Source organism: Caulobacter sp. UC70_42 (assembly GCF_044056025.1).
Taxonomy (GTDB): domain Bacteria; phylum Pseudomonadota; class Alphaproteobacteria; order Caulobacterales; family Caulobacteraceae; genus Caulobacter.
Genome location: NZ_CP171994.1, coordinates 3,055,671 through 3,081,121 on the forward strand (window position 1 = coordinate 3,055,671; position 25,451 = coordinate 3,081,121).

General features: G+C 66.5%; 20 protein-coding genes, 1 tRNA gene and 4 pseudogenes. 9 read left to right on the forward strand and 16 right to left on the reverse strand.

Going from position 1 to position 25,451, the window contains the following annotated elements; genetic code table 11:
- Positions 1-89: 89 nt before the first annotated feature.
- The 5 genes and pseudogenes from ACHMW8_RS15170 to ACHMW8_RS15190 form a co-directional block, all read right to left on the reverse strand.
- Positions 90-2,483: pseudogene (locus ACHMW8_RS15170) on the reverse strand (efflux RND transporter permease subunit); the annotation flags it as partial.
- Positions 2,484-2,498: 15 nt separating this feature from the next.
- Positions 2,499-2,696, reverse strand: a complete 198-nt coding sequence (locus ACHMW8_RS15175) for a hypothetical protein (RefSeq protein ID WP_395443006.1) — start codon at positions 2,694-2,696, stop codon at positions 2,499-2,501.
- Positions 2,693-3,754: an efflux RND transporter periplasmic adaptor subunit gene (locus ACHMW8_RS15180; protein WP_395443007.1), complete on the reverse strand. Its 1,062-nt coding sequence runs from the start codon at positions 3,752-3,754 to the stop codon at positions 2,693-2,695. Before ACHMW8_RS15180 ends, ACHMW8_RS15175 begins: the two co-directional genes overlap by 4 nt.
- A gap of 211 nt (positions 3,755-3,965) precedes the next feature.
- Entirely contained in the window at positions 3,966-5,219 is a 1,254-nt protein-coding gene (locus ACHMW8_RS15185; RefSeq protein ID WP_395443008.1) for a M24 family metallopeptidase, read from the reverse strand.
- A 228-nt stretch (positions 5,220-5,447) separates the two neighbouring features.
- Positions 5,448-5,523: transfer RNA gene (locus ACHMW8_RS15190), tRNA-Lys, on the reverse strand.
- 84 nt (positions 5,524-5,607) lie between these two features.
- Between ACHMW8_RS15190 and ACHMW8_RS15195 the strand changes: the two genes are divergently transcribed.
- The gene (locus tag ACHMW8_RS15195; RefSeq protein ID WP_125156349.1) at positions 5,608-5,946 is read left to right on the forward strand and encodes an Hpt domain-containing protein; all 339 of its coding nucleotides are present in this window, start codon (positions 5,608-5,610) and stop codon (positions 5,944-5,946) included.
- Between the two features lie 63 nt (positions 5,947-6,009).
- Here the strand turns inward: ACHMW8_RS15195 and ACHMW8_RS15200 are convergent, their stop codons facing one another.
- Positions 6,010-8,850 (reverse strand): TonB-dependent receptor, encoded by a 2,841-nt coding sequence (locus tag ACHMW8_RS15200; RefSeq protein ID WP_395445986.1) that lies wholly within the window; start codon positions 8,848-8,850, stop codon positions 6,010-6,012.
- On the reverse strand, positions 8,837-9,097 hold the full coding sequence (locus ACHMW8_RS15205; protein WP_395443009.1) for a hypothetical protein: 261 nt from the start codon (positions 9,095-9,097) through the stop codon (positions 8,837-8,839). Before ACHMW8_RS15205 ends, ACHMW8_RS15200 begins: the two co-directional genes overlap by 14 nt.
- A gap of 453 nt (positions 9,098-9,550) precedes the next feature.
- Here ACHMW8_RS15205 and ACHMW8_RS15210 point away from each other — a divergent pair, with 453 nt between their 5' ends.
- On the forward strand, positions 9,551-10,378 hold the full coding sequence (locus tag ACHMW8_RS15210; RefSeq protein ID WP_125156351.1) for a TIGR00266 family protein: 828 nt from the start codon (positions 9,551-9,553) through the stop codon (positions 10,376-10,378).
- Between the two features lie 37 nt (positions 10,379-10,415).
- Here ACHMW8_RS15210 and ACHMW8_RS15215 read toward each other — a convergent pair whose 3' ends face one another.
- Positions 10,416-10,745 (reverse strand): chorismate mutase, encoded by a 330-nt coding sequence (locus ACHMW8_RS15215; protein ID WP_395443010.1) that lies wholly within the window; start codon positions 10,743-10,745, stop codon positions 10,416-10,418.
- Positions 10,746-10,809: 64 nt separating this feature from the next.
- A complete protein-coding gene (gene gcvA, locus ACHMW8_RS15220; RefSeq protein WP_125156353.1) occupies positions 10,810-11,766 on the reverse strand; it encodes a transcriptional regulator GcvA in 957 nt (318 codons plus the stop codon).
- 186 nt (positions 11,767-11,952) lie between these two features.
- On the opposite strand from gcvA, the pseudogene cobA reads away from it, so the two are divergent.
- The 5 genes and pseudogenes from cobA (at position 11,953) to ACHMW8_RS15245 (ending at position 16,045) form a co-directional block, all read left to right on the forward strand.
- Positions 11,953-12,794, forward strand: a pseudogene (gene cobA, locus ACHMW8_RS15225) (uroporphyrinogen-III C-methyltransferase).
- Entirely contained in the window at positions 12,794-13,159 is a 366-nt protein-coding gene (locus ACHMW8_RS15230) for a DUF2849 domain-containing protein (protein ID WP_125156354.1), read from the forward strand. Before cobA ends, ACHMW8_RS15230 begins: the two are co-directional and overlap by 1 nt.
- 3 nt (positions 13,160-13,162) lie before the next feature.
- A pseudogene (locus tag ACHMW8_RS15235) lies at positions 13,163-14,821 on the forward strand (nitrite/sulfite reductase).
- Positions 14,805-15,311 (forward strand): DUF934 domain-containing protein, encoded by a 507-nt coding sequence (locus ACHMW8_RS15240; RefSeq protein ID WP_395443011.1) that lies wholly within the window; start codon positions 14,805-14,807, stop codon positions 15,309-15,311. The pseudogene ACHMW8_RS15235 and the gene ACHMW8_RS15240 overlap by 17 nt, the downstream one beginning before the upstream one ends.
- Positions 15,311-16,045 (forward strand): phosphoadenylyl-sulfate reductase, encoded by a 735-nt coding sequence (locus tag ACHMW8_RS15245; RefSeq protein WP_395443012.1) that lies wholly within the window; start codon positions 15,311-15,313, stop codon positions 16,043-16,045. The genes ACHMW8_RS15240 and ACHMW8_RS15245 overlap by 1 nt, the downstream gene beginning before the upstream one ends.
- 21 nt (positions 16,046-16,066) lie before the next feature.
- On the opposite strand, the gene ACHMW8_RS15250 is transcribed toward ACHMW8_RS15245, so the two are convergent.
- From ACHMW8_RS15250 to ACHMW8_RS15260, 3 genes are all read right to left on the reverse strand, one after another.
- Positions 16,067-16,729 carry a hypothetical protein gene (locus ACHMW8_RS15250; RefSeq protein WP_395443013.1) on the reverse strand — a complete coding sequence of 221 codons (663 nt, stop codon included), beginning with the start codon at positions 16,727-16,729 and terminating at the stop codon, positions 16,067-16,069.
- A 76-nt stretch (positions 16,730-16,805) separates the two neighbouring features.
- Entirely contained in the window at positions 16,806-18,980 is a 2,175-nt protein-coding gene (locus ACHMW8_RS15255) for an acylase (RefSeq protein WP_395443014.1), read from the reverse strand.
- 89 nt (positions 18,981-19,069) lie between these two features.
- A complete protein-coding gene (locus tag ACHMW8_RS15260; protein ID WP_125156359.1) occupies positions 19,070-19,591 on the reverse strand; it encodes a 3D domain-containing protein in 522 nt (173 codons plus the stop codon).
- 376 nt (positions 19,592-19,967) lie between these two features.
- Here ACHMW8_RS15260 and ACHMW8_RS15265 point away from each other — a divergent pair.
- Positions 19,968-20,997: pseudogene (locus ACHMW8_RS15265) on the forward strand (S1/P1 Nuclease).
- 3 nt (positions 20,998-21,000) lie between these two features.
- A complete protein-coding gene (locus ACHMW8_RS15270; RefSeq protein WP_125156361.1) occupies positions 21,001-21,447 on the forward strand; it encodes an NUDIX domain-containing protein in 447 nt (148 codons plus the stop codon).
- Here the strand turns inward: ACHMW8_RS15270 and ACHMW8_RS15275 are convergent, their stop codons facing one another.
- The 4 genes from ACHMW8_RS15275 to ACHMW8_RS15290 all read right to left on the reverse strand — a co-directional run bounded on the left by ACHMW8_RS15275 (position 21,448) and on the right by ACHMW8_RS15290 (position 25,346).
- Entirely contained in the window at positions 21,448-21,774 is a 327-nt protein-coding gene (locus ACHMW8_RS15275; RefSeq protein WP_125156362.1) for a UrcA family protein, read from the reverse strand.
- Between the two features lie 130 nt (positions 21,775-21,904).
- Positions 21,905-22,090: a hypothetical protein gene (locus ACHMW8_RS15280; protein WP_233586482.1), complete on the reverse strand. Its 186-nt coding sequence runs from the start codon at positions 22,088-22,090 to the stop codon at positions 21,905-21,907.
- A complete protein-coding gene (locus ACHMW8_RS15285; RefSeq protein WP_395443015.1) occupies positions 22,087-23,271 on the reverse strand; it encodes a PepSY-associated TM helix domain-containing protein in 1,185 nt (394 codons plus the stop codon). Before ACHMW8_RS15285 ends, ACHMW8_RS15280 begins: the two co-directional genes overlap by 4 nt.
- A complete protein-coding gene (locus ACHMW8_RS15290) occupies positions 23,181-25,346 on the reverse strand; it encodes a TonB-dependent receptor (RefSeq protein ID WP_395443016.1) in 2,166 nt (721 codons plus the stop codon). The genes ACHMW8_RS15285 and ACHMW8_RS15290 overlap by 91 nt, the downstream gene beginning before the upstream one ends.
- Between the last annotated feature and the right edge of the window lie 105 nt (positions 25,347-25,451).

The window sequence follows — 25,451 nt, forward strand, 5'->3', positions numbered from 1 at the left end:
CCTTGCGGATCTCGTCGACCGCGTGGCCCAGCGAGACCCCGGGGGGCGGTGTCGAAGCCGATCGTGGTGGCTGGAAACTGGGCGACGTGGGTGACCTGCAGCGGCGACTGCTGGGTCTTGATCGTCGAGAACGCCGCGAGCGGGGTGGGGGAGCCGCCGCCGGTCTTGAGGTTCAGGTTGCCCAGGGTGGTCGGGTCGACCAGGACGCCGGGCTTGGCCTCCAGGATCACCCGGTACTGGTTGGTCTCGGTGAAGATCGTCGAGACGATCCGCTGGCCAAAGGCGCTGTAGAGCGCGTCGTCGACGTCGGAAGCCGTGATCGACAGGCGCGCGGCGGTGTCGCGATCGATGTCGACATAGGCGGCCTGGCCGGTGGCCGAGGCGTCGGAATAGACGTTGCGGACGGCCTTCACCTTCGCCAGTTCGGCGGTGAGCTTGCCGGCCCATTCCTTGATCGTGGCGGTGTCGGCGCCCTCCAGCGACAGCCGGTACTGGGTCGGCCCCGTCTCGGCGTCGATGGTCAGGTCCTGGGTGGGTTGGAGGTACAGCGTCACGCCGGGGACATTGGCCACGCGTTCGCGCAGCCGCTGCATGATCTTCTCCTGCGAGCCCGAGCGGTCGGGTTTCAGGTTGATCTGCATCTGGCCCGTATGGAGCATGGCGTTGTTGGCGCCGTCGACGCCGATGAACGAGGCGACGTTCTCCACCGCCGGATCGTCCAGGATCGCCTCGGCCGCCTGCTGCTGCAGGGCCGCCATGCGGTCGTAGGAGGCCGACTGGGCCATCTCGGTGCGGGCTTGAAGCTGGCCGGTGTCCTGGGTGGGGAACAGGCCCTTGGGAATGATCAGGTAGAGCAGCCCGGTGAGGACCAGCGTGCCCACGGCGACCACCAGGGTCGCCACCTGGCGCTCCAGCACCCAATTCAGGGCGATCTCGTAACGAGCCTCGACTTTGGCGAACAGGTCCTGGGCCTTCTTGCCGATTCCCTTCGCCTCTTCGCCCTCGTGCGGTTTCAGCCAACGGGCCGACAGCATGGGCGTCAGGGTCAGGGAAACGACCGCCGAGATCAGGATGGTGATGGCCAGGCTGATTGCGAACTCGCGGAACAGGCGTCCGACCACGTCGCCCATGAACAGCAGCGGGATCAGCACGGCGATCAGCGAGATGGTCAGCGAGATGATCGTGAAGCCGATCTCCTTCGCGCCTTTCAGCGCGGCTTCCATTGGCTTTTCGCCCTTCTCCAGGTGGCGGGTGATGTTCTCGATCATCACGATGGCGTCATCGACGACGAAGCCGGTGGCGATGGTCAGGGCCATCAGGCTCAAGTTGTTGAGGCTGAAGCCCATCAGATACATCACCCCGCACGAGCCGATCAGCGAGATCGGAACGGCCAGGCTGGCGATCACCGTGGCGCGCAGGCTGTGCAGGAAGAAAAAGATCACCAGCACCACCAGCGCCACGGCCAGCAGCAGCTCGATCTCGACATGGTGCACCGAAGCGCGGATCCCCGTGGTGCGATCGGCCAGGACCTGGACATCCAGGGTAGCGGGCAGGCCGGCCTGAAGCTCGGGGAGCTTGGCCTTGATGGCGTCGACGGTCTTGATGACATTGGCGCCGGGCTGGCGCTGGACGTTGACGATGATCGCCGGGGTCTTGCCGGCCCAGGCGCCCAGGCGGGTGTTCTCGGCGCTCTCGACCACTTGCGCGATGTTCGACAGGCGGATCGGCGCGCCGTCCTTATAGGTGACGATCAGGTTCTTGTAGTCGTCGACGCTGAGTAGCTGGTCGTTGGCGTTGATCGTGTAGCTGCGCGTCGGACCGTCGAAGCTGCCCTTGGCGCTGTTGGCGTTCGCGGCGCTGATCGCGGTCTGCACGTCCGACAGGGTCAGGCCGTAGCTGGCCATGGCCTGGGTGTCGGCCTGGATGCGCATGGCCGGTCGCTGGCCGCCCGACAGCGACACCAGGCCCACGCCCGAGACCTGGCTGATCTTCTGGGCCAGGCGGGTGTTGACCAGGTTCTGCACCTCGGTCAGCGGCAGGGTGTCCGACGTGATCGCCAGGGTCAGGACCGGCGCGTCGGCCGGGTTGACCTTGGCGTAGATCGGCGGGGCGGGCAGGTCGGCCGGCAGCAGCGAGCTGCTGGCGTTGATGGCCGCCTGCACCTCCTGCTCGGCGACGTCCAGCGTCTCGCCGAGATTGAACTGCAGGGTGATGACCGAGGCCCCGGCCGTGCTGACCGAGCTCATCCGGGCCAGGCCCGACATCTCGCCCAGCTGGCGCTCCAGCGGCGCGGTGACCGTCTGGCTCATCACCTCGGGGCTGGCCCCGGGATAGAGGGTCTGAACCTGGATGGTGGGATAGTCGACCTGGGGCAGGGCCGACAGCGGCAGCAGCCGGAAGCCGACCAGGCCCGCCAGGACGATGGCCGCCATGAACAGGGCCGTGGCGACCGGCCGCTGGATGAAGGGACGCGAGGGGTTCATCGGGCGCGGATCCGGCTATTCCGGCCGCTGCTTGTGTTGGCGACGACCCTTGCCGTCGCCCTTGCCCTTGCCTTGCCCCGCGGGTTTGGCGCCCGGCAGCTGGACCTTGCCGCCGTCGCGCAGGCGGTCGCCGCCCTCGGTGATGACCTTGTCGCCGACCTTCAGGCCTTGCGTAATCTGCACCTGCACGCCGGTCGCCTGGCCGGTCTTCACCGGGGTCTTCGAGACGGTCTGGTCGGCGTTCGAGCAACCAGACGAACGCGCCGTCGCCGCCCTGGCGCACGGCCGTGGCCGGTACGACGATCGCGCCCTTGATGGTGTCGAGCTCCATGCGGACATTGACGAACTGGCTGGGGGAACAGGCTGTTGCCGGCGTTCGGGAAACGCGCCTTGGCCTTCACCGTGCCGGTGCCGGTGTCCACGATATTGTCCAGCGTCGAGAACGACCCGCGATCCAGGGTCTGGGTGCGGGTGCGGTCCAGCGCGATGACGGGCAGATTAGCGCGGCCCTGGCGGGCGGCGATGCGCGGGACGTCGTCCTGCGGGACGGTGAACTCGACATCGATCGGCGAGACGGTGGTGATCACCGCCACGCCGTTGGCGTCACCCGCGCCGATATAGTTGCCCACGTCGGTGACGCGCAGGCCCACGCGCCCCGAGACGGGCGCGACGATACGGGCGAAGCCCAGGTTCAGGCGCGCCGTGCCGACGGCCGCCTGGTCGGCCATGACCGTGCCTTCCAGCTGCTTGACCGTGGCGGCCTGATTGTCGACTTCCTGGCGGGCGATCGAGTCCTGGGTCAGTAGGGTCTGATAGCGGCTCAGGGTCAGTTTGGCGGTGGTGAGCTGGGCCTGGTCGCGGGTCAGATTGCCCTGCGCCTGCAGCAACGCCATCTGGTAGGGACGAGGATCGATCTGAACGAGAGCCTGGCCGCGCTGGACCACCTGGCCTTCGCGGAACATCACCTGGGTGATCGTGCCCCCGACCTGCGGGCGCACCGTCACCGTCGCGGCCGGCTTCACCGTGCCCAGCGCCTCGATGACGATCGGCAGATCCGTCGCGCTGGCCGTGGCCACCGCCACCGTGCTGGCCGGACCGCGACGACCGCCGCCACCGAATCCGCCGCCCGGACCGCCTTCGCCACTCTTGTCGCCGTGCAGCAGAGACCAGGACAACCAGACCACGCCGGCCAGGGCCAGGATCGCGATCAGTCCGCCGAGGATCAGCGTCCGGCGGCGCGGGGGCGTACGCGGGGCGTGAAAGTCAGTCATCGTCAGCCTTCGAACGGCCGCGCGCGGCGCGGCGTGAGCGGGCGGCGACTGGCCGCCCAAGGGAACGCGCCGTCGTGAGCAGACGGACGCTAAGTCCCCTAGAGGTCGAACATGTGCGCCGGTTTGCAGATCTGAAATGATCGAGCCTCGATATGGCTCCGCTTATGCGTCGGATTGCCGCCACATTGCGCGAAGCCCGCAAAGGCCTCGATCAGCCCATCGGCTTGTCGAGCGTCGTCGGGGGCTCGCTGAACCATTGCGGCCCCTTCGGCGTCATGTGGATGCAGTCTTCCAGCCGCACGCCGAACTCGCCCGGAATGTAGATGCCCGGCTCGTCCGAGAAGCACATGCCCGGCGCCAGCTTCGTCGTTTCGGACATCACGAAGTTCACCGGCTCGTGGCCGTCCATGCCGATGCCGTGGCCGGTGCGGTGCGACAGGCCGGGCAGCTTGTAGCGCGGGCCCCAGCCGAGGCTGTCATAGTAGGCGCGAACGGCGCGATCGACTGAACCAGCCTCGACGCCGATCTGGGCGGCCTCGAAGGCCACCTGCTGGCCGCGCGCCACGTCGTTCCAGACCTTGCGCTGGCGGGCGGTGGGCTCGCCGAACACGAAGGTGCGCGAGATGTCCGACTCGTAGCCGCCGACATTGCAGCCGCAGTCCATCAGCACGACTTGGCCCTCGCCCAGCACCTGGGGCTGGCGCGAGCCGTGCGGGTAGGCGCTGGCCTCGCCGATCAGGATCAGGTTGAAGCTGACCCGCGCGCCTTGCTTCACGGTGAACTCGGCCATCAGGGCGCCGATATCCTTGGGGCCCATGCCGGCCCCGACATTGGCGTGGGTGTGGCGCAGGGCCGCCACGGTGATGTCGGCGGCCACTTGCATCAGGGCCAGTTCGGCGGGCGATTTGATCATCCGGCAACCGCGGAACACCGCCGCGCCCGAGACGACCTGGGCCGAGGGCAGGGCGCCGGTCAGGCCGTCGACGATGAACGCGCGGATCGTCTCCTCCACGCCGATCTTGCCCGCCGCCAGCTTGCGGTCGGCCAGCAGGTCGGCGGCGATCACGTAGGGGCTCTCGTCCTCCTCCCAGGTGCGGACCTCGGCAGGCACGCCCAGGCTCTGGCGGATCGAGGGTTCCTCGAACTTCGGCACAACCATGCCCACCTGGCCCTCGCGCGGAATGATCGCCAGGCACGGCCGCTCGCTGCGGCTCCATTGCACGCCTGTGAAGTAGTCCATCGAAGAGCCGGGTTCGGTCACGATCGCCGACAGGCCCAGCTTGACCATCAGCGCCCGCGCGCGCTCGAGTCTCGCCTGGCGTTCGGCCGGCCCGATCAGGGCGACCCCGTCGGTCATCTTCTTGACGCTCGCCTGCCGCGCCCACGCCGGCGCGCCCATCGCGGCCGCGCTCGCCGCGGCGCCGGTCAGGAAGCCGCGCCGGCCCACGTCTTGAAATGCGGTCATGTCGGTCCTCGAAACCCTGTGAGCCCACCGCGACGCGGCTCGCGTCGGAAGGCCTTTTGTGAGCCCGGGAAGCTTGGCCTGACAAGACCTGGATCGGAGGAGATTTGGCGGCCTGGATCGGCGGCCAACATCCGTCGACGGCGTTGCGCGCGCGGCGGTTCCAGTGGCGCAAAAGGGCTATGGGTCCCCGAAGGGGAAATCTCTAAGCCGTTCAGATTTTTGAGGAAATGGTGGGTGTAGTAGGATTCGAACCTACGACCCGCTGATTAAGAGTCAGCTGCTCTACCAACTGAGCTATACACCCATTCGACGGTCCGAAGCACTTGCGAGCCCCGGCGGCGAGGCGCGGAACATACGCAATGATTTTGGGAGCGCAAGCGCTTTTTTCATGGCCAGACGAGATATTAGCGGAGCCGTGGATTTCGCTTACCTGGAAGGGTTCGCGGCGGGGGATTTCGGGGTCGTCGACGAGGTGCTGGCGCTGTTTCGCGAGCAGGCGGCGCTGTGGACTCCGATGCTGGATCCGACCCATCCGGGCTGGCGGGACGCGGTCCATACGGTGAAGGGCGCGGCCCGCGGGGTGGGAGCCTTCCAGCTGGGCGAGGTCTGCGAACGCTGCGAAGCGGGGCGGGATAGCCTGGAAGCGGTCAAGACGGCCCTCGACATCGCCCTGATGGACATCGCCGCCTACGCCCACGAACAGGCCCTGCGATCGCTGAAGGGATAATGGCCAAAAGAAAGGGGCCGAAGCGAACTTCGGCCCCGCAGGGGAGAGGGTATCCGCTCGCGTCTAGAACTTGGCGCGCATGGTCACCTGATAGGTGCGGCCGTCGTAGTCGATGCGGCGCGGCAGCATCGGGTCGTTCTCGTATTCCGATCGGGTCGCGTCGGTCAGGTTGAAGGCGTCGACCGAGATCGTCAGGTCCTTGGTCAGGTTGTACGAGGCCGAGGCGTCCAACTGGCTCCGCGCCTTGACGGTGCGGGCGTCGCCGACGAACGAGTTGCCGGCGGCCAAGTCATACTTGTCACGCCAATTGTAGACCAGGCGAACACCGAACTTGGTCGACTCGTAGTAGCCGATGAGGTTCAGGTTGTTCTTCGAGACACTGGGCAAGGTGATCTTGTTGCCGGCCGTGTCCTTGCCGTCGATCTTCGTATACGAGTAGTTGAACGCACCACCAAAGTTCTTCCAGAAGCCCGGCAGGAAGTCGAGGTTCTGCTGGATGTTGAACTCGAAGCCTGTCACCGTCATCGGCGACTGGTTGGTCTTGCCGCTGATGCGCACCTCGGCGTTGGTCAGGGCGCCGGTGGAGCCGACGAACTGGTTCGAGCTGATGCACTTGCCCGAGCTATCGACCGTCAGCGTTCCCAGATTGACGTCCAGGCCGTCGATCTTGCCGTTCGAGGGGCACAGGATCGCCGCGTCGAGGATCGGTCCGATATAGCCCTTGATCTCCTTGCGGTAGGCTGCGACCGAGATCAGCCCGCCGGGGCGGTTATACCATTCCAGCGAGACGTCGTAGGAGTCGGAGGTGTAGGGCTTGAGGTCCGTCGCCCCGAGCGTGACCGTGTAGACCGGGTTGGTTGGCGGGTTCACGTCGACCGGCACCTGCACGAAGGTGGTCGGTACGTTGTCGCGCGGCTGCGGACGCACATAGGTGCGATAAGCCGCCGCGCGCAGGATCAGATCGTCGCGCAGATCGGCGACCAGGATCGCCGAGGGCAGCCAGTAGTCGTAGTTGTTCTTGGTTGTCCGGGTGGACAGAGAATGATTGATCGGTCCCGCCTGATTGGACAGGGCGGTCGTGCAGTTCTGGCAGTTCAGCGAGACGATCTTGTTGTTGGTGTATTCGTAGCGCGTTCCGACGGTGCCGCGCACCGGGACGTTGAACAGCTGGGTCTTGAATTTCGCGGTCAGGTACGCCGAGAAGACATCGTTCTCGTTACTGAAGTTGTTGTTCCAGTAGTTGCCGTCCGTATAGTTGTTCACCACGCCGTAGGGTGTCAGGAAAACGCCCGGAGAGCCCAGGGCGAACTGATCGGGCAGACCGTTCGGGTTGGTGGCGCTGCGGAGCTGGGTGTTGACTGGGGTGATCGCCGCCAGGATACGATCCACGTCCAGGTTCATCCAGTTGCTTGTCGGACCCGCCGCCTTGCCGCCGAAGAAGTCGCGACCGTACGACAGCGGCGAAGCCATGTCCGGGGTGATGTTCTGGGTCAGGGCGCCCAGGGCCGAGTTGCGCGAGCCGGTGGAGGTGAACTTGTTATGCTCGGCGCGACCGCCGAACTGCAAGTTGGTGAGGAGCGAGCCGTCCAGGGCGCGGTCGAAATCGAGCTGGAACGAGTCGAGCTCGTTTTCGGCGGCGCCGCTGGTTCCGGTCACGCCGAACTTGTCGCCGGCCACGGTGGCGGCCTGCCCTGGCATGGGGGCGCCCGCCTGGGTGGTCGCGGTCGCCGTGGCCGGAATCGTGAAGCCGCCGGTCGGCAGGTGAGTGGCGTGCGGCGTGGTCAGGATCGCCGTATAGTTCGAGAGGTCCGAGCCGCCGACATCGACCGAGGTCTTGATGCCGTTCAGTCCGGCTGGACCAAGGTTGCGGTAGGGGTTCTGGACGATGTCCAGTTCGATCTGATTGGCGTGGGTCTTGGCCTTCGACACGGTCAGGTTGGCCGTGGCCTTCCAGGTGTCGTTGTTGAATTCAAGGGTCGGGTTGATCGCCCAGGTCTGGTTTTCGGCCGGCTCGGAGCGGATCGAGTCGAACGTGTTGATGTTCTCGGCCGAGAAGCTGTTGATGTACGCGCGATCGCCGTCGGAACGGCGAACGATATAGGGCGTGCCGATCTGGGTGATGCGGGCGACCGCCGAAGTCGAGCTCAGGCCGCCGGTCGAGCCGTTGCCCGGGCCCGCGTCGATATAAAGGATGTTGTTGGTGGCGTCCTTGAGGTTGCGCTTGGTGATGAAGCCGTTCGCACCGACTTTCCACGCGTCGTTGATCCGCCACTCGAAGCCGGTCGCCGCCGACAGGGTGGTGCCGCGGTTGTACTTTACCAACTGGCGGGTCTGGCTGGGATAGTAGACGCCGCCCGGATTGGCGGCGATCAGCGCGTCGTAGACTGGGTTGGAGCCTGCGGCGGCCTGGTTGCCCACCTGGATCGAGCCCAGGCGGTTGTTCCACGAGTTCACGGTGATCGAGTCGCGGCGGAACTTTTCGTCCTTCCAAGCGACGACGCCGAACACGGCGAAGTCGTCCGACAGGTGCTTGTTGTAGCCCAGCGAGGCGAGCGGGCTGCCGAGGTTGCCCAGGTCATTGTACTCGTACGAGACCTTGGCGAAGCCGCCGTCCTTGCGCGCCAGGGCCGGGTTGATGCGCAGGTCGATATTGCCGGAAAGACCGCCGGCCAGATTGGACGCCGAAGGCGACTTGATCACGTTTATGGCGGTGAAGATGTCCGAGTTGAAGGCGCCCAGCGGGGTCGAGCCGTTCAGGATCGGGTCGGCGAACGCGCCGCCGTTCAGGGTGGTGCGGGCGAACGAGCCCGGCAGGCCGCGCAGGCTGATGGTGGCGTTGCGGCTGTCGGCTTCGCGGTTGATCTGGACGCCGGGGATCCGCTGGATGGCTTCACCGACGTTCAGGTCGGGGAAACGGCCCCAGGCCGTCCGACGAGATGCCGTCCGAGATTTCCAAAGTCTCGCGCTTGGTCGAGATGGCGTTGGCGTAGGCCTGACGAAAGCCGGTGACGACGACGGCTTCAACGGTGTCCGGCTCGGCCTTCTTGTCGCCGGCGGCGTCCTGGGCTTGGGCGGCCGAGCCGACCGCCAGAGCGGCGCACGACGCCATCAGCGCGGCGCGAAGAGCGAACGTGTTGCGAGCATGGTTCATGAAATTGCCTCCCCCGGCGCACTGACCTGGCGCCCTTGACCGAACTTATCCGACCAGTTTGCCGCATTGTCAATAATTGGTAATGCCACTTAAGGAGGTGATGGGGTTCTTGGTCAGGCCAAACCTGAGGATGCGGACGGGTCTCCCGACGAAGAGTGCGCGATCACCGCCGGCCCGATGCTGCACGCTGATTTTGCTGGGAAACCGCGATCATTGCGACGTCCCGAAGACGACCGCGCCATGGGCTTGGTCGCCAATAGTCGGACTAATGGTAAGGCCATCCGCCTGTCAGCGACATGACCGACCGCGACGGACGACACCGAGGCGAGGCTACAAAGCAACGCTCCAATCGGCCGATCCCGGGGGCAGAGCGACGCATATGAAAGATGCTTCATTGGCGCGGCGGGCGGCGGTTGGCTAGAACGGTGTTTCCCAAGACGAGGAGTCCTTTCCATGCCCCCCAGCCCCTGGAGTCACACCCGCAGCGCCAGCGTCGCCGACGATATCGACTTCGAAATCAAGGGCGAGGACCTGCAGTTCGTCGAGATCGAGCTGGATCCCGGCGAGAGCGCGGTAGCCGAGGCCGGCGCTTTCGTCTGGAAGGACGCCAGCGTCCAGATGACCACCGTGTTCGGCGACGGCTCTGCCGACCAGGGCGGCGGCTTCATGGGCAAGCTGCTCGGCGCGGGTAAGCGCCTGGTCACCGGTGAGAGCCTTTTCACCACGGTCTTCACCCACCAGGGCTCCGGCAAGGCGCGCGTCGCCTTCGCCTCGCCGACGCCAGGCACCATCCTGCCGCTGAACCTGGGCCAACTGGGCGGGACGCTGATCTGCCAGAAGGACAGCTTCCTGGCCGCCGCGCGCGGCGTGTCGATCGGCCTCCACTTCCAGAAGCGCGTGATGACCGGCCTGTTCGGCGGCGAAGGCTTCATCATGCAGCGCCTGGAAGGCGACGGCTGGGTGTTTGTCCAGATGGGCGGCACGCTAGTCGAGCGCACGCTTGGTCCCGGCGAGGAACTGCACGTCGATACCGGCTGTCTGGCGGCCTACACGCCGGGCGTCGACTTCGACCTGGTGATGGCCGGCGGCGTGAAGAGCGTGCTGTTCGGCGGCGAAGGCCTGTTCTTCGCTCGTTTGCGCGGGCCGGGGAAGGTCTGGATCCAGTCCTTGCCCTTCGCGCGCCTGGCCGGCCGCATGCTGCAGGCCGCCAGCCATCAAGGCGGCAACCAGGGCGAAGGCTCGATTCTGGGCGGCCTGGGCCGGATGATCGACGGGAACTAAGAGCGGAAGCGCCCCTCGTCAGGGGGGCGCTTTTTCGTCAGCCCTTGGTCTTGTCCCAGCTGTCATATTCGTAGGCGATGCAGCGGTCGATCAGCGTGCGCCAGACCGGTTCGGCTATGGCTTCCGACAGGCCGGTCTCGCGGGCGGCGGCCTTGACCTTCGTCACCACGTCCTCGATCCGCGCGCGGTCGAACACCTTGGAGCGATCGGCCTTGACGCGGGCCGCGGCGTCCATGAAGCCCTGACGCTCGGTCAGGAGCTGGACCAGGGCCCGGTCCAGGGCGTCCACGCCCTGGCGCACATCGGCCATGGTCTGGCAGTCGGCGGGAGCGAGGTGCTCGTCGACTGTGAGAGTCGTGATTTTCATGGGCTCCTTTAAGCCGGTTCCGGCCGCCAAAACCAGTACCGTAAGGGCTTAAATCCCCCAGCCCCTAGATCCCTGAACCATTGTCCATGGTCTGGAGCGCCGCCTCGTGCGCCTCGGCCTCGGTCTTCAGCCAGTTAACGAAGGCCTTCACCTGGGGCAGGCGGCCCTTGGCCTTGGGATGGACGACGTAATAGGCGAAGTCGACCGCCGTGGAGGCCTCGAACGGGATGACCAGGCGGCCCGAGTCGAGGTCGGCCTGGGCCAGGGTGCGCTTGGCCAGGGCCACGCCGCGACCGTTGGCGGCGGCCTCGATGACCATGCTGGACTGGTTGAAGCGCGGGCCCCGCGCGCCATCGACGCCCTTGATGCCGCGCGCCGCCAGCCACATCGCCCAGTCTGGGCAGCTGTCGTCGGCGTCGGGCGAGCCGTCATGCAGCAGGATGTGGTGGGCCAGGTCCTCGGGACGCTCCAGGGCGTTGGTCTCCAGCAGTTCCGGGCTGGCGACCGGCACCACGGTCTCGTGCATCAGACGGATGACTTCCAGACCGGGATAGCGGCCCGAGCCGTAGCGGATGGCCATGTCGACCTCGCCGGTGGCGAAGTCCACGACCTCCATGCCGGCCGACAGCCAGACGTCGACCTGCGGATGGGCCTGCTCGAACTTGCCCAGGCGCGGCACCAGCCACTTGGCGGCGAAGGAGGGGGCGGCGGTCAGGGTCAAGCGGCGCCCGTCGACGGCGGCGGTCAACAGGGATGCGGCCTCGGCCAGGCGGTCGAAGGCCTCGCGCAGAGCGGGCAGGGCGGTCTGGGCGGCGTCGGTCAGCAACAGGCCCTTGGGGGTGCGCTTGAACAGGGCCGCCCCGACATAGTCCTCCAGATTCTGGATCTGCTGGCTGACGGCGCCGGGCGTCACCGAAAGTTCGTCGGCGGCGCGGCTGAAGTTCAGGTGACGAGCGGCGGCCTCGAAGGCGCGCAGAGCATTGAGCGGCGGCAGGCGGCGGCGCTCGTTGGGTCTTTCCATAGTTTTACTGAACGCCCCGGCAGAAGTCCTTGTTTGCGAATTGAGCCCTTCGCGTCGAGTTTGCAAGGGCTCGCTGGCGGATTGGCCCTTTTCGCCGGCGCGCGCGAGCGGGGTCGTCCTTAGGGGCGGCCCCGCCTTGCGTTCCAGAGTTTTATTCCAAGCGCGTTGATAGAGGTTCTAAACAGCATGGCCCGCTCGCCGGCCCACAGGAGCAAGCCCGGTCTCGTCGTCGTAGGCGGGACGCGGGCCCGTCGCGCGCTCGGCGCGGTGTGGCTCGTCGGCGCGGGTCCGGGCGACCCGGACCTGCTGACCTTCCGCGCCTTCAACGCCCTGCGCGCCGCCGACGTCGTGGTGCATGACGGCCTGGTGTCCGACGAGATCCTGGACCTGGCGCCGCGCCGCGCCCGCCGGATCAACGTCGCCAAGCGCAAGTCGCGCCACACCCTGCCGCAGGACGACATCAACCAGCTGATCGTGGCCCTGGCCCTGGATGGCCTGAACGTCGTGCGCCTGAAGGGAGGAGACCCGTTCCTGTTCGGGCGAGGCGGCGAGGAGCTGCTGGCCTGCCGCGAGGCGGGCGTCGAGTGCCACGTGGTGCCCGGCGTCACCGCCGCCCTGGCCGCCAGCGCCGGCGCCGGCGCGCCCTTGACCCATCGCGGCGCGGCCCAGGCCGTGACCTTCGTCACCGGCCACGCCGCTCAGGGCGAGCCGGATCTCGACTGGGTCTCCCTGGCCCGGCCGAACCAGACCGTCGTCGTCTATATGGGCGTCTCGACCGCCGGCCTGATCGCCGAGCGGCTGATCGGCGCCGGCCGGGCCGGTCCGAACTCCGGCCCTGATCGTCGAGAACGCCAGCCGCGCCGACGAGCGCCGCGTGCTGACCACCTTGGCGGGTCTGGCCGAGGCGGCCCAGGGCGTTAAAGGCCCAGCGCTGCTGATGGTCGGCGAGTTCGATGGCCATGGCCGACACGGTCACGGCCACGCCCGAAGTTGCCGAAACCCTGTCGTTCGAGCGGAGCTCGCGCTGATGAAAGCTATCACCGCCAACCGTCTGCTCGACGGCGATGTCGTGTTCTGGAAGGCCGGCCAATGGGTCGAGCGTTTCGGGGACGCCCAGCTGTTCGACGAGACCGCCGAAGCCGAGCTCGAGGCCGCCGTCGCCACCGGCAAGGGCCAGCCGACCGTGGTCGTCGACGTCTATCCGATCGACCTGACCCCGTCGGAAGGCCACTGGGCGCCGGTCAGCTACCGCGAACGCATCCGGGCCCTGGGCCCCACCAACGAACCCACGCACGGCAAGCAGGCCGAGGGCGGCGACGTGGTCGAGGCCCTGCGCCATGCCTCCGGCGCGGCGCGCTCGACTGGCCGTGTCGACCTGATCCGCAGGAAGTAGGGCATGTACCAGTACGACCTCATCGATAAGGAATTCCTGGCCGACCGCTCGGCCGAGTTCCGAGGCCAGGTCGCCCGCCGCTTGGCTGGCGAACTGACCGAGGACCAGTTCAAGCCCTTGCGGCTGATGAACGGCCTCTACTGCAGCTCCACGCCTACATGCTGCGGGTCGCCATCCCTTATGGCTCGCTGAACCCGACCCAGGCTCGCCGTCTCGCCGAGATCGCCCGCGACTACGACAAGGGATACGGCCACTTCACCACGCGCCAGAACATCCAGTTCAATTGGATCAAGCTGAAGGATGCGCCGGAAATCCTCGAACAGGCTGGCCGAGGTCGACCTTCACGCGATCCAGACCAGCGGCAACTGCATCCGCAACACCACGTCCGACCCCTATGCCGGCGCCACGGCCGAGGAGGTCGACGATCCCCGCGTCTGGGCCGAGGTGATCCGCCAGTGGTCGACCCTGCACCCGGAATTCTCGTACCTGCCGCGCAAGTTCAAGATCGCCATCACCGCCTCGGCCAAGGACCGCACGGCCGCCAAGGTGCATGACATCGGCCTGCTGATGCGCCAGGGTCGCGAGGGTCAACTGGGCTTCGAGGTGATCGTGGGCGGCGGCCAGGGGCGCACGCCCTATGTAGGCCCGACCATCAAGCAGTTCCTGCCGACCGACCGGCTGCTGAGCTATCTGGAAGCCGTGTTGCGCGTCTACAATCGCCACGGCCGCCGCGACAACATCTACAAGGCCCGCATCAAGATCCTGGTCGCCGCCCTGGGCGCCGAGGAGTTTGGCCGCCAGGTGGAAGAAGAGTGGGCCAAGATCGACGCCGAGCGCGCCGACCTGCCTGCCGCCGAATACGAGCGTATCCGCGCCGCCTTCGCCGCGACTCCGTTCGAGACCCTGCCGGCCCGCTCGGAAGCCTTCGAGACCGCCAAGGCCAACGACCCGGCCTTCGCCCGTTTCGTCCGCAACAACGTCAAGGCGCACAGGCAACCAGGCTATGCGATCGTCGAGGTCTCGCTAAAGGCCCCGGATCAGACGCCCGGCGACGCTTCGGCCCACCAGTTGGAGGTCGTCGCGGACCTGGCCGAGCGCTACGGCTTCAACGACCTGCGCGTCACCCATGTGCAGAACCTCGTCTTGCCGCACATCAAGCTGGACGACCTGCCGACCGTGTTCGCGGCTTTGCAGGCGGCGGGCCTGGCGACGGCCAATATCGACCTGATCAGCGACATCATCGCCTGCCCGGGACTGGACTACTGCGCCCTGGCCAACGCCCGCGCGATCCCGATCGCCCAGGATATCGCCCGCCAGTTCGCCGACCCCGATCGCGCCGAGCATGTCGGCGAGCTGAAGATCAAGATCAGCGGCTGCATCAACGCCTGCGGCCACCACCACGTGGCCCACATCGGCGTGCTGGGCGTCGATAAGAAGGGCGAGGAGTTCTACCAGCTGTCGCTGGGCGGTTCGGGCGCGGAGGACGCCTCGATCGGCAAGATCCTCGGCCCGGCGCTGCCGGCCGACCGGGTCGCCACCGCCGTCGACCAGCTGGTCGGCGCCTATCTGAGCGTCCGCGCCGACGGCGAGCGTTTCCTCGACACCTATCGCCGCGTCGGCCTTGAGCCCTTCAAGGAGGCGGTCTATGCCCAGGCTGATTGAGCTGACGGACGGCCAGGCCCATTGGGCCGACGACGCTTTCGTCAACGTCACGGACGAGGACGCCATCCCTTCGAGCGGCGACGTGATCCTGTCCCTGGCTCGCTTCGAGGCCGAGGGCGATGGCCTGCTCTCCTCGAACAGTCGTCGCGTCGGCGTGCGGGTCGAGTCGAACGAGGAGATCGAGGTCCTGGCCTACGACCTGCCGCGCATCGCGGTGGTGGCCCTGGCTTTCCCGAAGTTCCGCGACGGCCGCGCCTACACCTCGGCCCGCCTGCTGCGCGAGCGCTTCAAGTATGAGGGGCAGATCCGCGCCGTGGGCGACGTGCTGCAGGAGCAGGCCGGCTTCATGGTCCGCTGCGGCTTCGACGCCTTCGAGCCGTCCGACGGTGCGACGCCGGAGGCCTGGACCAAGGCCGCCAGCCGCTTCCGCCACGTCTATCAGCGCGCCGTCGACGACAAGCCGGTCGCGTTCGATGAAAGGGCCTCCTGATGGCTTACGACCAGATCGGGGGGAGCGCCGCGGGTCTCGCCGCCCGGCTGGACGCCGAGCTGCGCGACGCCCATCCGCTGACGATCCTGCGCGCCGCCTACCAGCACTTTGGAAGCCGCCTGGCCCTGGTTTCGTCGTTCGGCGCGGAGTCGGCCGTGCTGCTGCATCTGGTCTCGCAGGTGTCGCCGGCCATTCCGGTTCTGTTCCTCGACACCGGCATGTTGTTCGGCCAGACGCTGGACTACCGCAAGAACCTGGCGTCGCGCTTCGCTCTGACCGACGTGCGCGACCTGCGTCCGGCGTTCGCGGACCTGGCGACCCAGGACCCCAAGTCGGACCTGTGGCGCACCAGCGTCGACGGCTGCTGCCACATCCGCAAGGTGCTGCCGTTGGACCGCGCCCTGGGCGGCTTCGACGCCTGGATCACCGGCCGCAAGCGCTTCCATGGCGGCGACCGTCTGAGCCTGCCGGTGGTCGAGGCGGCCGACGGCAAGCTGAAGTTCAATCCCCTGGCCAACTGGGGCAAGGCCGAACTCGAGGCCTATGTCGCCGAGCACGACCTGCCGTCCCACCCGCTGGTCGCCCAGGGCTATGCCTCGATCGGCTGCTGGCCCTGCACCCAGCCGTCGGAAGACGGTCGTTCCGGGCGCTGGGCCGGCCAGGAAAAGACCGAGTGCGGCATCCATGTCGCCCGCGCGCCCGGCGCGGCGCCGAACGTGGGCGGTGATATCTAGGATTAATAGACAAGTATTATTCTAGTTGTATTTCTTTTTCCGATTTGAAAAATTATCTCTACCTCTGACAAATACGTATACAGCGCCCGCAAATGCCAGTGATGCGGTAAATGTATCTGGCGATTTCGGTGCGAAATACATGCCAACTGCGCCGATAATCATTTCGAGTGAGCCGTATATTTTGGGATTAAAATCTCTGAGCCAAAAGAATATTTGTGCAACTATTACGCCGAACGCGACAGTGAAGTAGGGGAACAAAGGCTCAATCTTTGGCCACTGTTCGGTAAGCCATAGCCAAAAAAGAAGAGCATTCCTTATAGAAAATGCAGAAAATGCAGCAAAAATAGCTAGAAATATTGTGGCTACAAATTCTGCGGCGAACTTTCTAATATTATCCGCGTTGTGCCTGTCATCTTGGCTATTTACTTGAAATTCGGAAACGCCATCTTTGCCGTACGAGTTTCGGGCGGGAATTCTCTGGAGAACTTGACGTGCTAGTTCTCGTCCAAGATGCGCTGCTATTGCTTGAATTTTCCGGTCGAAACGGCCGAATATGCCCTTTATAGGGGCGGTTAGAGCTGTCACTGCTGACGCGAATACAATGATAGGCAGAAGGTGCTCTATAGCGCCTTTTGCACTTATGGCTCCAATTGTATCGTTGAGCATATTAAAAGGACCGGACATCTCGCCTCCAGACCTATGCCATAGACTGCCTTAAAGGTTGTTGGCAATGGATGTGATCGTCATGGGCGAGGCTGTTTCACTCCCCCGGCGTATACGTTTTCACCGCGTGGGCCTTCACGTCCTCCGGATAGAAATAGACGTCGCGCAGGTTGCCCAGGCTGTAGCGCAGGGCCTGGTCGTTGAAGTGCGGGGAGGCGGGGTCGCCGCTCTCGCCGCCCGCCGAGACGGCGCGGGCGCGGACCTTGTCGCCGAACTCGACGACCGCCACGAAGCTGTTGCCCAAGGTGCCGTAGTATTTCTTGGTCCCCGGCCAGCGCTTGGCCCCGAACGAGGCCAGCGAACCCCATTGGGCCGAGGTGAAGGCCACCGGGGTGCTGGGCTTGTCGTCATCGAAGGTCTGGACGATCGATCCGTCGTTGCGCTGGAAGCGGTTGATCTCGCCCCACGGCGTCTTCCACGAGCCGAAGTCGGCGGTCAGGCGGTCCGAGGCCTCGGCCAGGGCGGCCAGCTTGTCGGCGGGCGAGAGCTTGTCGGCCATGTAGTCGTAGACGTTCATCCCCGACGCCTTGGCGGCCGGCGCGGCCTTGGCCCACATCGCCTCTCCCCAGAACACGGCCAGCGAGGTCTCGGTCGAGCGCGCCGACCATTTGCGGTCCCAGGCGCTCAGCGCCGCGACCTGTTCGGCGACCCTGGTCCTGAGCGGGTCGCCGTCGGGGGTGGCGATGTAAGCCGCCTCCAATATCGGAACCAGCCGGGCGAAGGCGGTCAGGTACGGGTCGTAGGCCTTGTCGATCAGACCGCCCAAGGTCAGGTTCCTGACGTCCTTCAGCACGCGCTCGGCGTGGAGACCACGCGGGTTCTCGCCGGCGGTGTCCATGTACTTCGGATAGGCGGCCTTCTTGGGGCTGTATGGACCCGCGGCGGTCCAGGGCCAGTTATTGGTGTTGAAGGCCCAGCCGGTGGGCGGGTTCAACACCTGAGGGATCTTCTCCAAGGGTGTCAGGCCCTTCCAGTCGGTGGCGGGGTCGGACCCATCCACCGGTTTGGTGTAGTCGAAGCGATCGTCGCGCACCGGGATGAACTGCGGGTGCAGATAGGCGATCTGGCCCTTGCTGTCGGCGAACAGGGTGTTGTTCGACGAATTGGCCTTCAGCTCGGCCACCTTCATGAAGCTGGCGTAGTCGGTGGCCTTGGTGCGCAGGAACGACTGCTCCAGCGCCGCCATCGGCTTGTTCATCAGGGCGATGCTGATCCACTTGCCGGCCTCTTCGCGGACGATCGGGCCGTGATGGGTCCTGAAGACGGTGAAGCGCTTCGTGGACATCGTCCCGTCGGCGGCGCGATAGGGAACGGCGATCACCTCGCTCTTCAGCGGGCGCAGTTCCGAGCCGTACTTGTAGAAGCGCTGGCCGTTCTTCTCGACGATGGTCTCGGCGAACTCGTCGACGACGTCGACGCCGCTGGAGGTGTGCATCCAGCCGGCCTTGGCGTTGAAGCCCTGGTAGATGAAGAACTGGCCCCAGGTCGTGGCGCCATAGGCGTCGAGGCCTTCGTCACTGGCCACCTGCATCTCCGAGCGGAAGAAGAAGCTGGTGTGCGGATTGATCAGCAGCAGGGCGTGGCCGCCCAGGGTGTTGGACGGGGCGATGGCGATCCCGTTCGAGCCCTTGGGCTCCTTGAACAGCAGGCCCTTCTCGTCGGCGGTCATGGCCAGTTGGCGCTGCCCGTAGAACGTCTCCAGCTGGGTCAGGGCGACGCGCTCGATGTCGCCGCCGATGCTGCCTTCCGAGAAGCTGAGCGCCATCCACGGCTCGAAATGAGTGATGACCTTCGGCTTCACGTTCGGATGGGTGGCCAGGAAGAAGTTCAGGCCGTCGGCCCAGCCGTTCATCAGCGCCTTCAGCCAGACCGGGCTCTTGGCGTAGTCGGCCTTCAGCACGACGGGATCGATGAACAGCTTCTGGCGCAGATCCGCCCAGATCGCCTTCTCGCCCTCGGCTTCGGCGGTGCGGCCCAGGGCGGTGATGAAGTTGGTCTCGACGCGGTTGAAGTCGTCCTCGGCCTGGGCGTAGGCCATGCCGAACACCGCGTCGGCGTCGGTCTTGCCGTGGATGTGGGCGATGCCCCAGTCGTCCCGAATGATCTGGACCTTGGCGGCCCGGGTCTTCAGGCGGGAGAGATCATCCGCGTGAGCGGGCGCGGCGGCGAGCACGGCCGCGAGGGCCAGGACGCTGATGGATAGATTGCGCATGATAGACCCCGGACCGCTTATCCCCGCGAAGGCGGGGATCCAAGCCGAGTCCGGAGAACAATTCTAGTCCGCGCGGCGCGCGGTGGCTGCTATTGCGGCGGGCAGCCCTTGAATTCGCCGACCTTGCTGACCGAGAGGCTGGAAAGGTCGAGACCGCGCAGGGCCTTCATCGAGCTGGCGCCGACACCGCTGAACAGGTCGAGCTTGAGACCCTTGATCGCGCCGCCGATGTCGGAGGCGTACCAGTAGCCGTCGTGCTTGCCGCCGTCCGGCATCGGCAGACCGACGGTTTCCTTGATGAAGATCACGGTGCGGCGCGGGATCACCTTGGGATCGACCGCGACGGTGCGCATGGCCGCGACCTTGCAGCCCAGCGAGTCGAACGCGCGGATGCCCTTCGCCCCGGCGTGGTACATCGTCGCCTTCATCGTGAACTCGACCGAGCCGGGCAGGGCGCCGCCGCTGAGGGCCGAGGTGATCAGGTCGCCGAGCGGGTCTACACGCGTCGCCTGAGCGGGCGCGGAATCCGCGGGAGCGGCATGAGCGAGGGCGGGAATGGCGAATGCGGAGATGACCGCGGTGGCCAAAATTCCGGCGAGCTTGCGTCGCATCGAGGGTGTCCTCTTATCGGCGTGTCTGTCGGTTGGCGGCTTGGATATTCGGATCACGCACCCGTGACAACCCCGAGAAGTCGATACGCCACGGACCCCTTTCGCCAGATAAGCGAAAAAGCGACATGGATTCAGCCGCTTGAAGCGGAGCCTTGGAAGAGTCGATTTTCACCTTTTTTTGACGTCTCGGACGGAACCCGGCCGTGAACAGCGTGCTCTTCGCGACTCGCCATTCGGTTCCGGCGCGCCACGCGCGATCCGAAATACGGCGGCAATACAGGGCGGCTCTGGTCTCGGCGCGCGCGACACTGGCCGACAGCGTCCTGGCGCCTTACACCCGGCTTGTCTGGCCTATCTGATCTTCGGAGCCTCTGCCTTGCGCCTTTCGTCCAGCCTGAAAGTCCTCGTCCTCGCCGCGGCCCTGTCGGCGCCAGCCGCCTCGGCGTTCGCCTGGGGAGCTTCGGGCCACCGCGTCGTGGGCGTGGTCGGCGCCGAGAGCTTCCCGGCCGACGTGCCGGCCTTCCTGCGCACCCCGACGGCCATCGCCGCCATTGGCGAATACGCCCGCGAACCGGACCGTTGGAAGGGCTCGGGCAAGATCCACGACACCGACCGGGACGCCGCCCACTTCCTGGACATCGACGACCAGGGCCGCATGTACGGCGGTCCGATGTTCACGGTGGCGACCCTGCCGCCGACCCGCGCCGACTATGAGAAGGCCCTGCAGGCCGCCGGCGTCGACAGCTGGAAGGCCGGTTACCTCCCGTACGCGATCATCGACGGCTACCAGCAGCTGGTGAAGGATTTCACCTATTGGCGCGTGCTGACCGCAGCCGTGAAGCTGGAGAAGGACAAGACCCGCCTGGCCTATTACAAGGCCGACCTGATCCGTCGCGAGGCGCTGCTGCTGCGCGATCTGGGCGTCTGGGCCCACTATGTTGGCGACGGCAGCCAGCCGCTGCATCTGTCGGTGCACTACAACGGCTGGGGCGACTATCCCAACCCCCAACGGCTACACCAACGCGCGCTCGACGCACTTCCAGTTCGAAGGTCCGTTGGCCAAGGCCCTGGGCGACGAGGCGTCGGTCAAGGCGCTGGTCCCCGCCTACAAGGCCTGCGACTGCTCGATCGAGACCCGCGTGGTCGGCTATCTGACCGACACCTGGAAGCAGACCGAGCCCCTGTACCAGCTGGAAAAGGCCGGCGGGATGGTCGAGACCGATCCGCGCGCCAAGGCTTTCGTCCAGGCCCGCATCGCGGCTGGCGCGGCGGCCCTGCGCGACCTCGTCGTCGACGCCTGGAGCGCGAGCGCCAATGGCACGATCGGCTATCGTCCCGAGATCAGCGTGGCGGACGTGGCGTCCGGCAAGGCCGATCCCTGGAACGACCTCTACGGCAAGGACTAAAGGATGCTGGCTTTCGGCGCGCCCGTCGCGGGCAAGACCTATATGGACCGCGCCGCCGCCTTCGGTATCGCCGAGAACAGCCTGGGCCAGATCGCACTGGCCCAGGTCACCAAGCCCGGCAAGGCGCCGTATTTCGACCTGCCTGGCGGAGCGGTGGACGGCGACGAGACCGAGCGGGAAGCGGTGGTCCGCGAGTTCGGCGAGGAAACCGGCTTGGTGGTCGAGGCTGGGGCGCTAGTCGAGATGGTCTCGCAGCTGTTCCTGAAGTCCGACGGCCAGCCGGTGCGTAACTTCGGCGGCGTCTATGTCGTCCAGGTCATCGGGGAGACCCCGGGCCTGAAGGTCGAGGACGACCACAAGCTGGTCTGGCTGGATCCGCGCGATGCGGTGGTCGCCCTCCGCCACGACGCCCATTCGTGGGCGGTCGCGGCCTGGCTGCGTCGGGGCTGATCAGGCGCCGGCGCGCTTGGCGATCCGCAATTGAGCGGCCTGCTGCTTGGTCAGCGCTTGCCGCAGGTCCTGGTGGAAGTCCATCAGGCAGGCCCTCGCCGACAGGCCAGTCAGTCCCTTGGCGTCACAAGCGCGGGTTCCGGCGGCGTGGGCGCGACGGGCGAACTCGCGCGCGTCGGCGGGGTTCGACAGGGTCAGGTCGCCGACACGGATGCGGGCGATGGGCGTGGCCGGCTCGGCGGCGTGAGCGGCGGTCAGGCCGATGATCGGGGTGGCGGCCAGGGCCAGGGCGGCGATGGCGGCGATGCGGTTGACGAGCTTGCTCATGATCTTGTCCCTCAATTCGTGTGGCCGCCGGTGGCGATCCGTTGAATGAGGGTGTAGTCGCCGGCGCCGCGGAACACCCGTTACGACTGCTTCATGACGTCGATTTAAGTCTATGAAACGAAAGTAATATTCAGCGCCTGCGCGTGGCCAGGGCCCAGACCGTCGCCGCGACCGAGGAGGCCAGGGCCAGCGCGCCGACGGCGTCCCAGACCCCGTCGCCCAGCAATGCGGCGACCAGGCCGAACAGGCTGAGCGCTGCGATCGCGGCCGGGGCGCGGAACACCTGCCAGAGGGTGAGGTGATGGCCCTTGCTCATGGTGCGGGTTTCCGCCTGGCGAGCCACAGATAGAGGCCCGAACCCAGGATCACGATGGTGGCGATGTCCAGCAGCGCCCAGAGGATCTTCAGCAGGAGGCCGCCATAGTCGCCGAAGTGCAGCGGTTGCGACAGCGACAGGGTCTTCACATACCACGGCGTCGGGGCGACGGCGGCCAACTGGCCGGTGCGGGCGTCGATCAGGGCCGGGGTGGTCAGGTGCGCGGTCAGCGGCGTGTCGCCATGGAAGAACACCGCGTAGTGGTGCTCGGTCGAATAGGTCGAGCCGGGGAAGGCCACGAACTGCAGCCGCATGCCGGGCAGGGCGAGCTTGGCCCGATCGACGGCGGCCTGCAGCGAGCTGCGCTGGCCGGCCGGCGCTGGCTGGTCATAGGCCTGCGTCAGTTCCTTCAGCGCCGTATTCTTCCAGTAGTCGATGATCGGCGTCGCCAGGGTGTTGACGACGCCGGTCGCGCCGACGACCAGAACCCAGGCCAGGGTCACGGCGCCCAGCAGGTTGTGGTAGTCCAGCCAGCGCGTGCGCGCCTGCTTGCTGGCCCGCACGGCGCCGAACGGCAGCCGCCGCATGAACGGCGCGTAGAGCACCACGCCCGAGACCAGGGCCATGATCAGCAACAGGCCCATCGCGCCCAGGAACAGCATCCCCGGCAGGCCCAGGAACATGTCGGTGTGCAGCTGGAGCAGGAATTCCATGACCGGGTGGCCGGCCACCGAGGGGGCGGGCTCGCCGCTGGTCTGGTCGATGGGCTGGAAGCTGTAGACGCCCGCCCTGTCGCCGGGCTTAACGCTGGTGACATTCACGACCGGCCGGTCCTCGTCGAAACTCATGAAGGCCGGAACCTCGCCCGGCTTACGGGCGAGGGCGGCGTTCAGCACCTGGTCGAGGTTCAGTCGAGGCCCGTCCGGATGGGCCGGGGCCCAGGCCTCGCGCATCAGGACATGCTCAATCTCGTGCTTGAACACCAGTGGCAGGCCGGTGACGCACAGCATCAGCAGAAAGGCGGTCGAGACCAGGCTCGACCACTTGTGAACCCACGACCAGGCGCGGAGCGTCCGGGCCTTCATGCGGTCTAGAAGTCCGTGGTGAGCGACAGCCGCAGGGTGCGCGGCGCGCCCAGCGTCAGGTAGTTGGCGTTCGGATAGCCGCCGACCGCGACCCACTGGTCCTTGTTTCCCAGGTTCTCGACCCGGGCGCGGACCGTCATCGCCTTGCCGCCGGCCTCGAAGGCGTAGCGGACGCCAGCGTCGAAGCGGGTGAACGCGGCCAGGTCGACCGTATTGGCGCCGTTGGCCGGCTGCGAACCGGTGTGGACCATGCGGCCCTCGACGGTCAGGCCGGGGGCGGCCTTGACGTCCCACTCGACGTTCACATTGGCCTGAAAGTCCGGCACGCCGATCGGCGACTTGCCTTCCAGCGTGGCGTCCAGGGCGTGATTGACCTTGGTGTCCAGCCAGGTCGCGCCGCCCAGGACGCGCAGGCCCTCGGCGGGCTGGCCGTAGACGGTCAACTCGACGCCCTTGTTCTCCTGCTCGCCGCCCGAGGTGTACTGGCGGCTGCTGGCCACGAAGAACGCGTTGGGCTGCTTGACGCGGAACAGCGAGATCGCGCCGCCGAAGGTCCCGTGGTCGTACTTGGCGCCAACCTCGGCCTGCTTGCCTCGGAACGGCGAGAGGATGTCGCCGGCGTTGGCCACGGCGACGCCGTTGACCTGGGCCGGCGCGACCTGGCCGGGGACCAGGGCCTCGGCGTAGTTGGCGTAAAGTGAGACCTGGTCGCTGGGCTTGAACACCGCAGCCAGCGCCGGAGTGGTGGCGTGGCCGTCATAGGCGGCGTTGCGGGCGCCGGTGTTGTAGTCGTACGAGCGCGTCTCGACGTCCTGATATCGCAGGCCGGCGGTCAGCAGCAGCTTGTCGTCGAGGAACGACAGGGTATCGGCGACGGCGACGCTGCGGTTCTTGGCGCGCTCGGTGACGTTTGGGTCCGACTTGCTGCCGCCGACGAAGAAGTTCGGGTTCGGGGCGGCGACATTGATGGGGCTATAGAGATCGCTGGCGAAGCCGGCGAAGTTCGAAAAGGCGTAGGCGTTCTTCGACTTCAGGCTGACCGAGGCGACCGAGGCCACCAGGCTGTGGCCGATCGAACCGGTCTGGAACTTGCCGCGCAGGCCGGCGTCGGCGGAGATGACCTCGTCCTTGCGGACATTGTCGAAACGGTAGGCGCTGATCACGCCGTTCGGCTGGGCCGTCGGGTTGGCCAGGACGTTGTCTTCCTTGCCCTTGCGGCCGCCGATCGCGGCCCAGGCGCTGACAGTGTCGGTCAGGTCGAACTCGCCGCGCGCCGCGCCGAACAGCTGGCGTTCGTCGGTATAGGTCCAGGGCTGGGCGAAATTCTCGCCGGCGTCCGGCGCCTTGGGGATCGCCCCGGCCGGTGTGACGGTCGGGCGCGGGGCGTCGATGTGGTGATCCTGGAAGCCGAGGTCGGCCGAGAAACGGGCGCGGTCGCCGCGACGGTCAAGACCCAGGCCCACCACCTTCAGATTGCGCTTCTCGTTGTCGACGGCCGTTTCACCGTCGCGCAGGCCGAGATTCAGGCGCGCGCCATAGGCGTTGTTCTCGCCGAAGCGGCGAGAAACGTCGGCCGAGCCGTAGAATTGCGAGCCGCCGTCCCAGCCCGTCGTGAGGCGCGTCAGGGGCGCGGTTCCGGCGCGCTTGGGCATCAGGTTGAAGGCGCCGCCGACGCCGCTGCCGCCCGGAGCCGCGCCGTTCAGGAAGGCGTTGGCGCCGCGGAACACGTCCACGCGCTCGACCAGTTCGGCCGCCACGAACTGCCGGGGCAGCACGCCGTAGAGGCCGTTATAGGTCATGTCGTCGGAATAGACCGGGAAGCCGCGAACGACGTACAGCTCCTGGAAGTTGCCGAAGCCCTTGGAGACCCGGACGGTCGGGTCGTTCTGCAGGACGTCGGCGATGCTGCGCGCCTGCTGGTCACGGATCAGTTCCTCGGTGTAGCTGGTGATGGCGAACGGGGTGTCCATGGTGTCCAGCGCCCCGAGCAGGCCGACGCGCGCGCCGGCCGCCACCTGGCCGCCCGAATAGACAGGGGGGAGGCGCACCTGCGAGCCGGTGATCACCACCTCGTCGACCTTCGTCTCCTCGGTCTGTCGCGCGAGGGCCGGGCTGGCCACGGCGGCGCCGAGAATGGCGGACGACAGAAGGAGAGCGAGGCGACGGGACATGACGGATCCTGATATTGCGAGTGCGTCGCAATATCTTCCATCCCAGGCTATGACAATAGCCCGAACCTTTTCAGGAGGGTGGGGCGGCGATTTCAGCTACGTAAG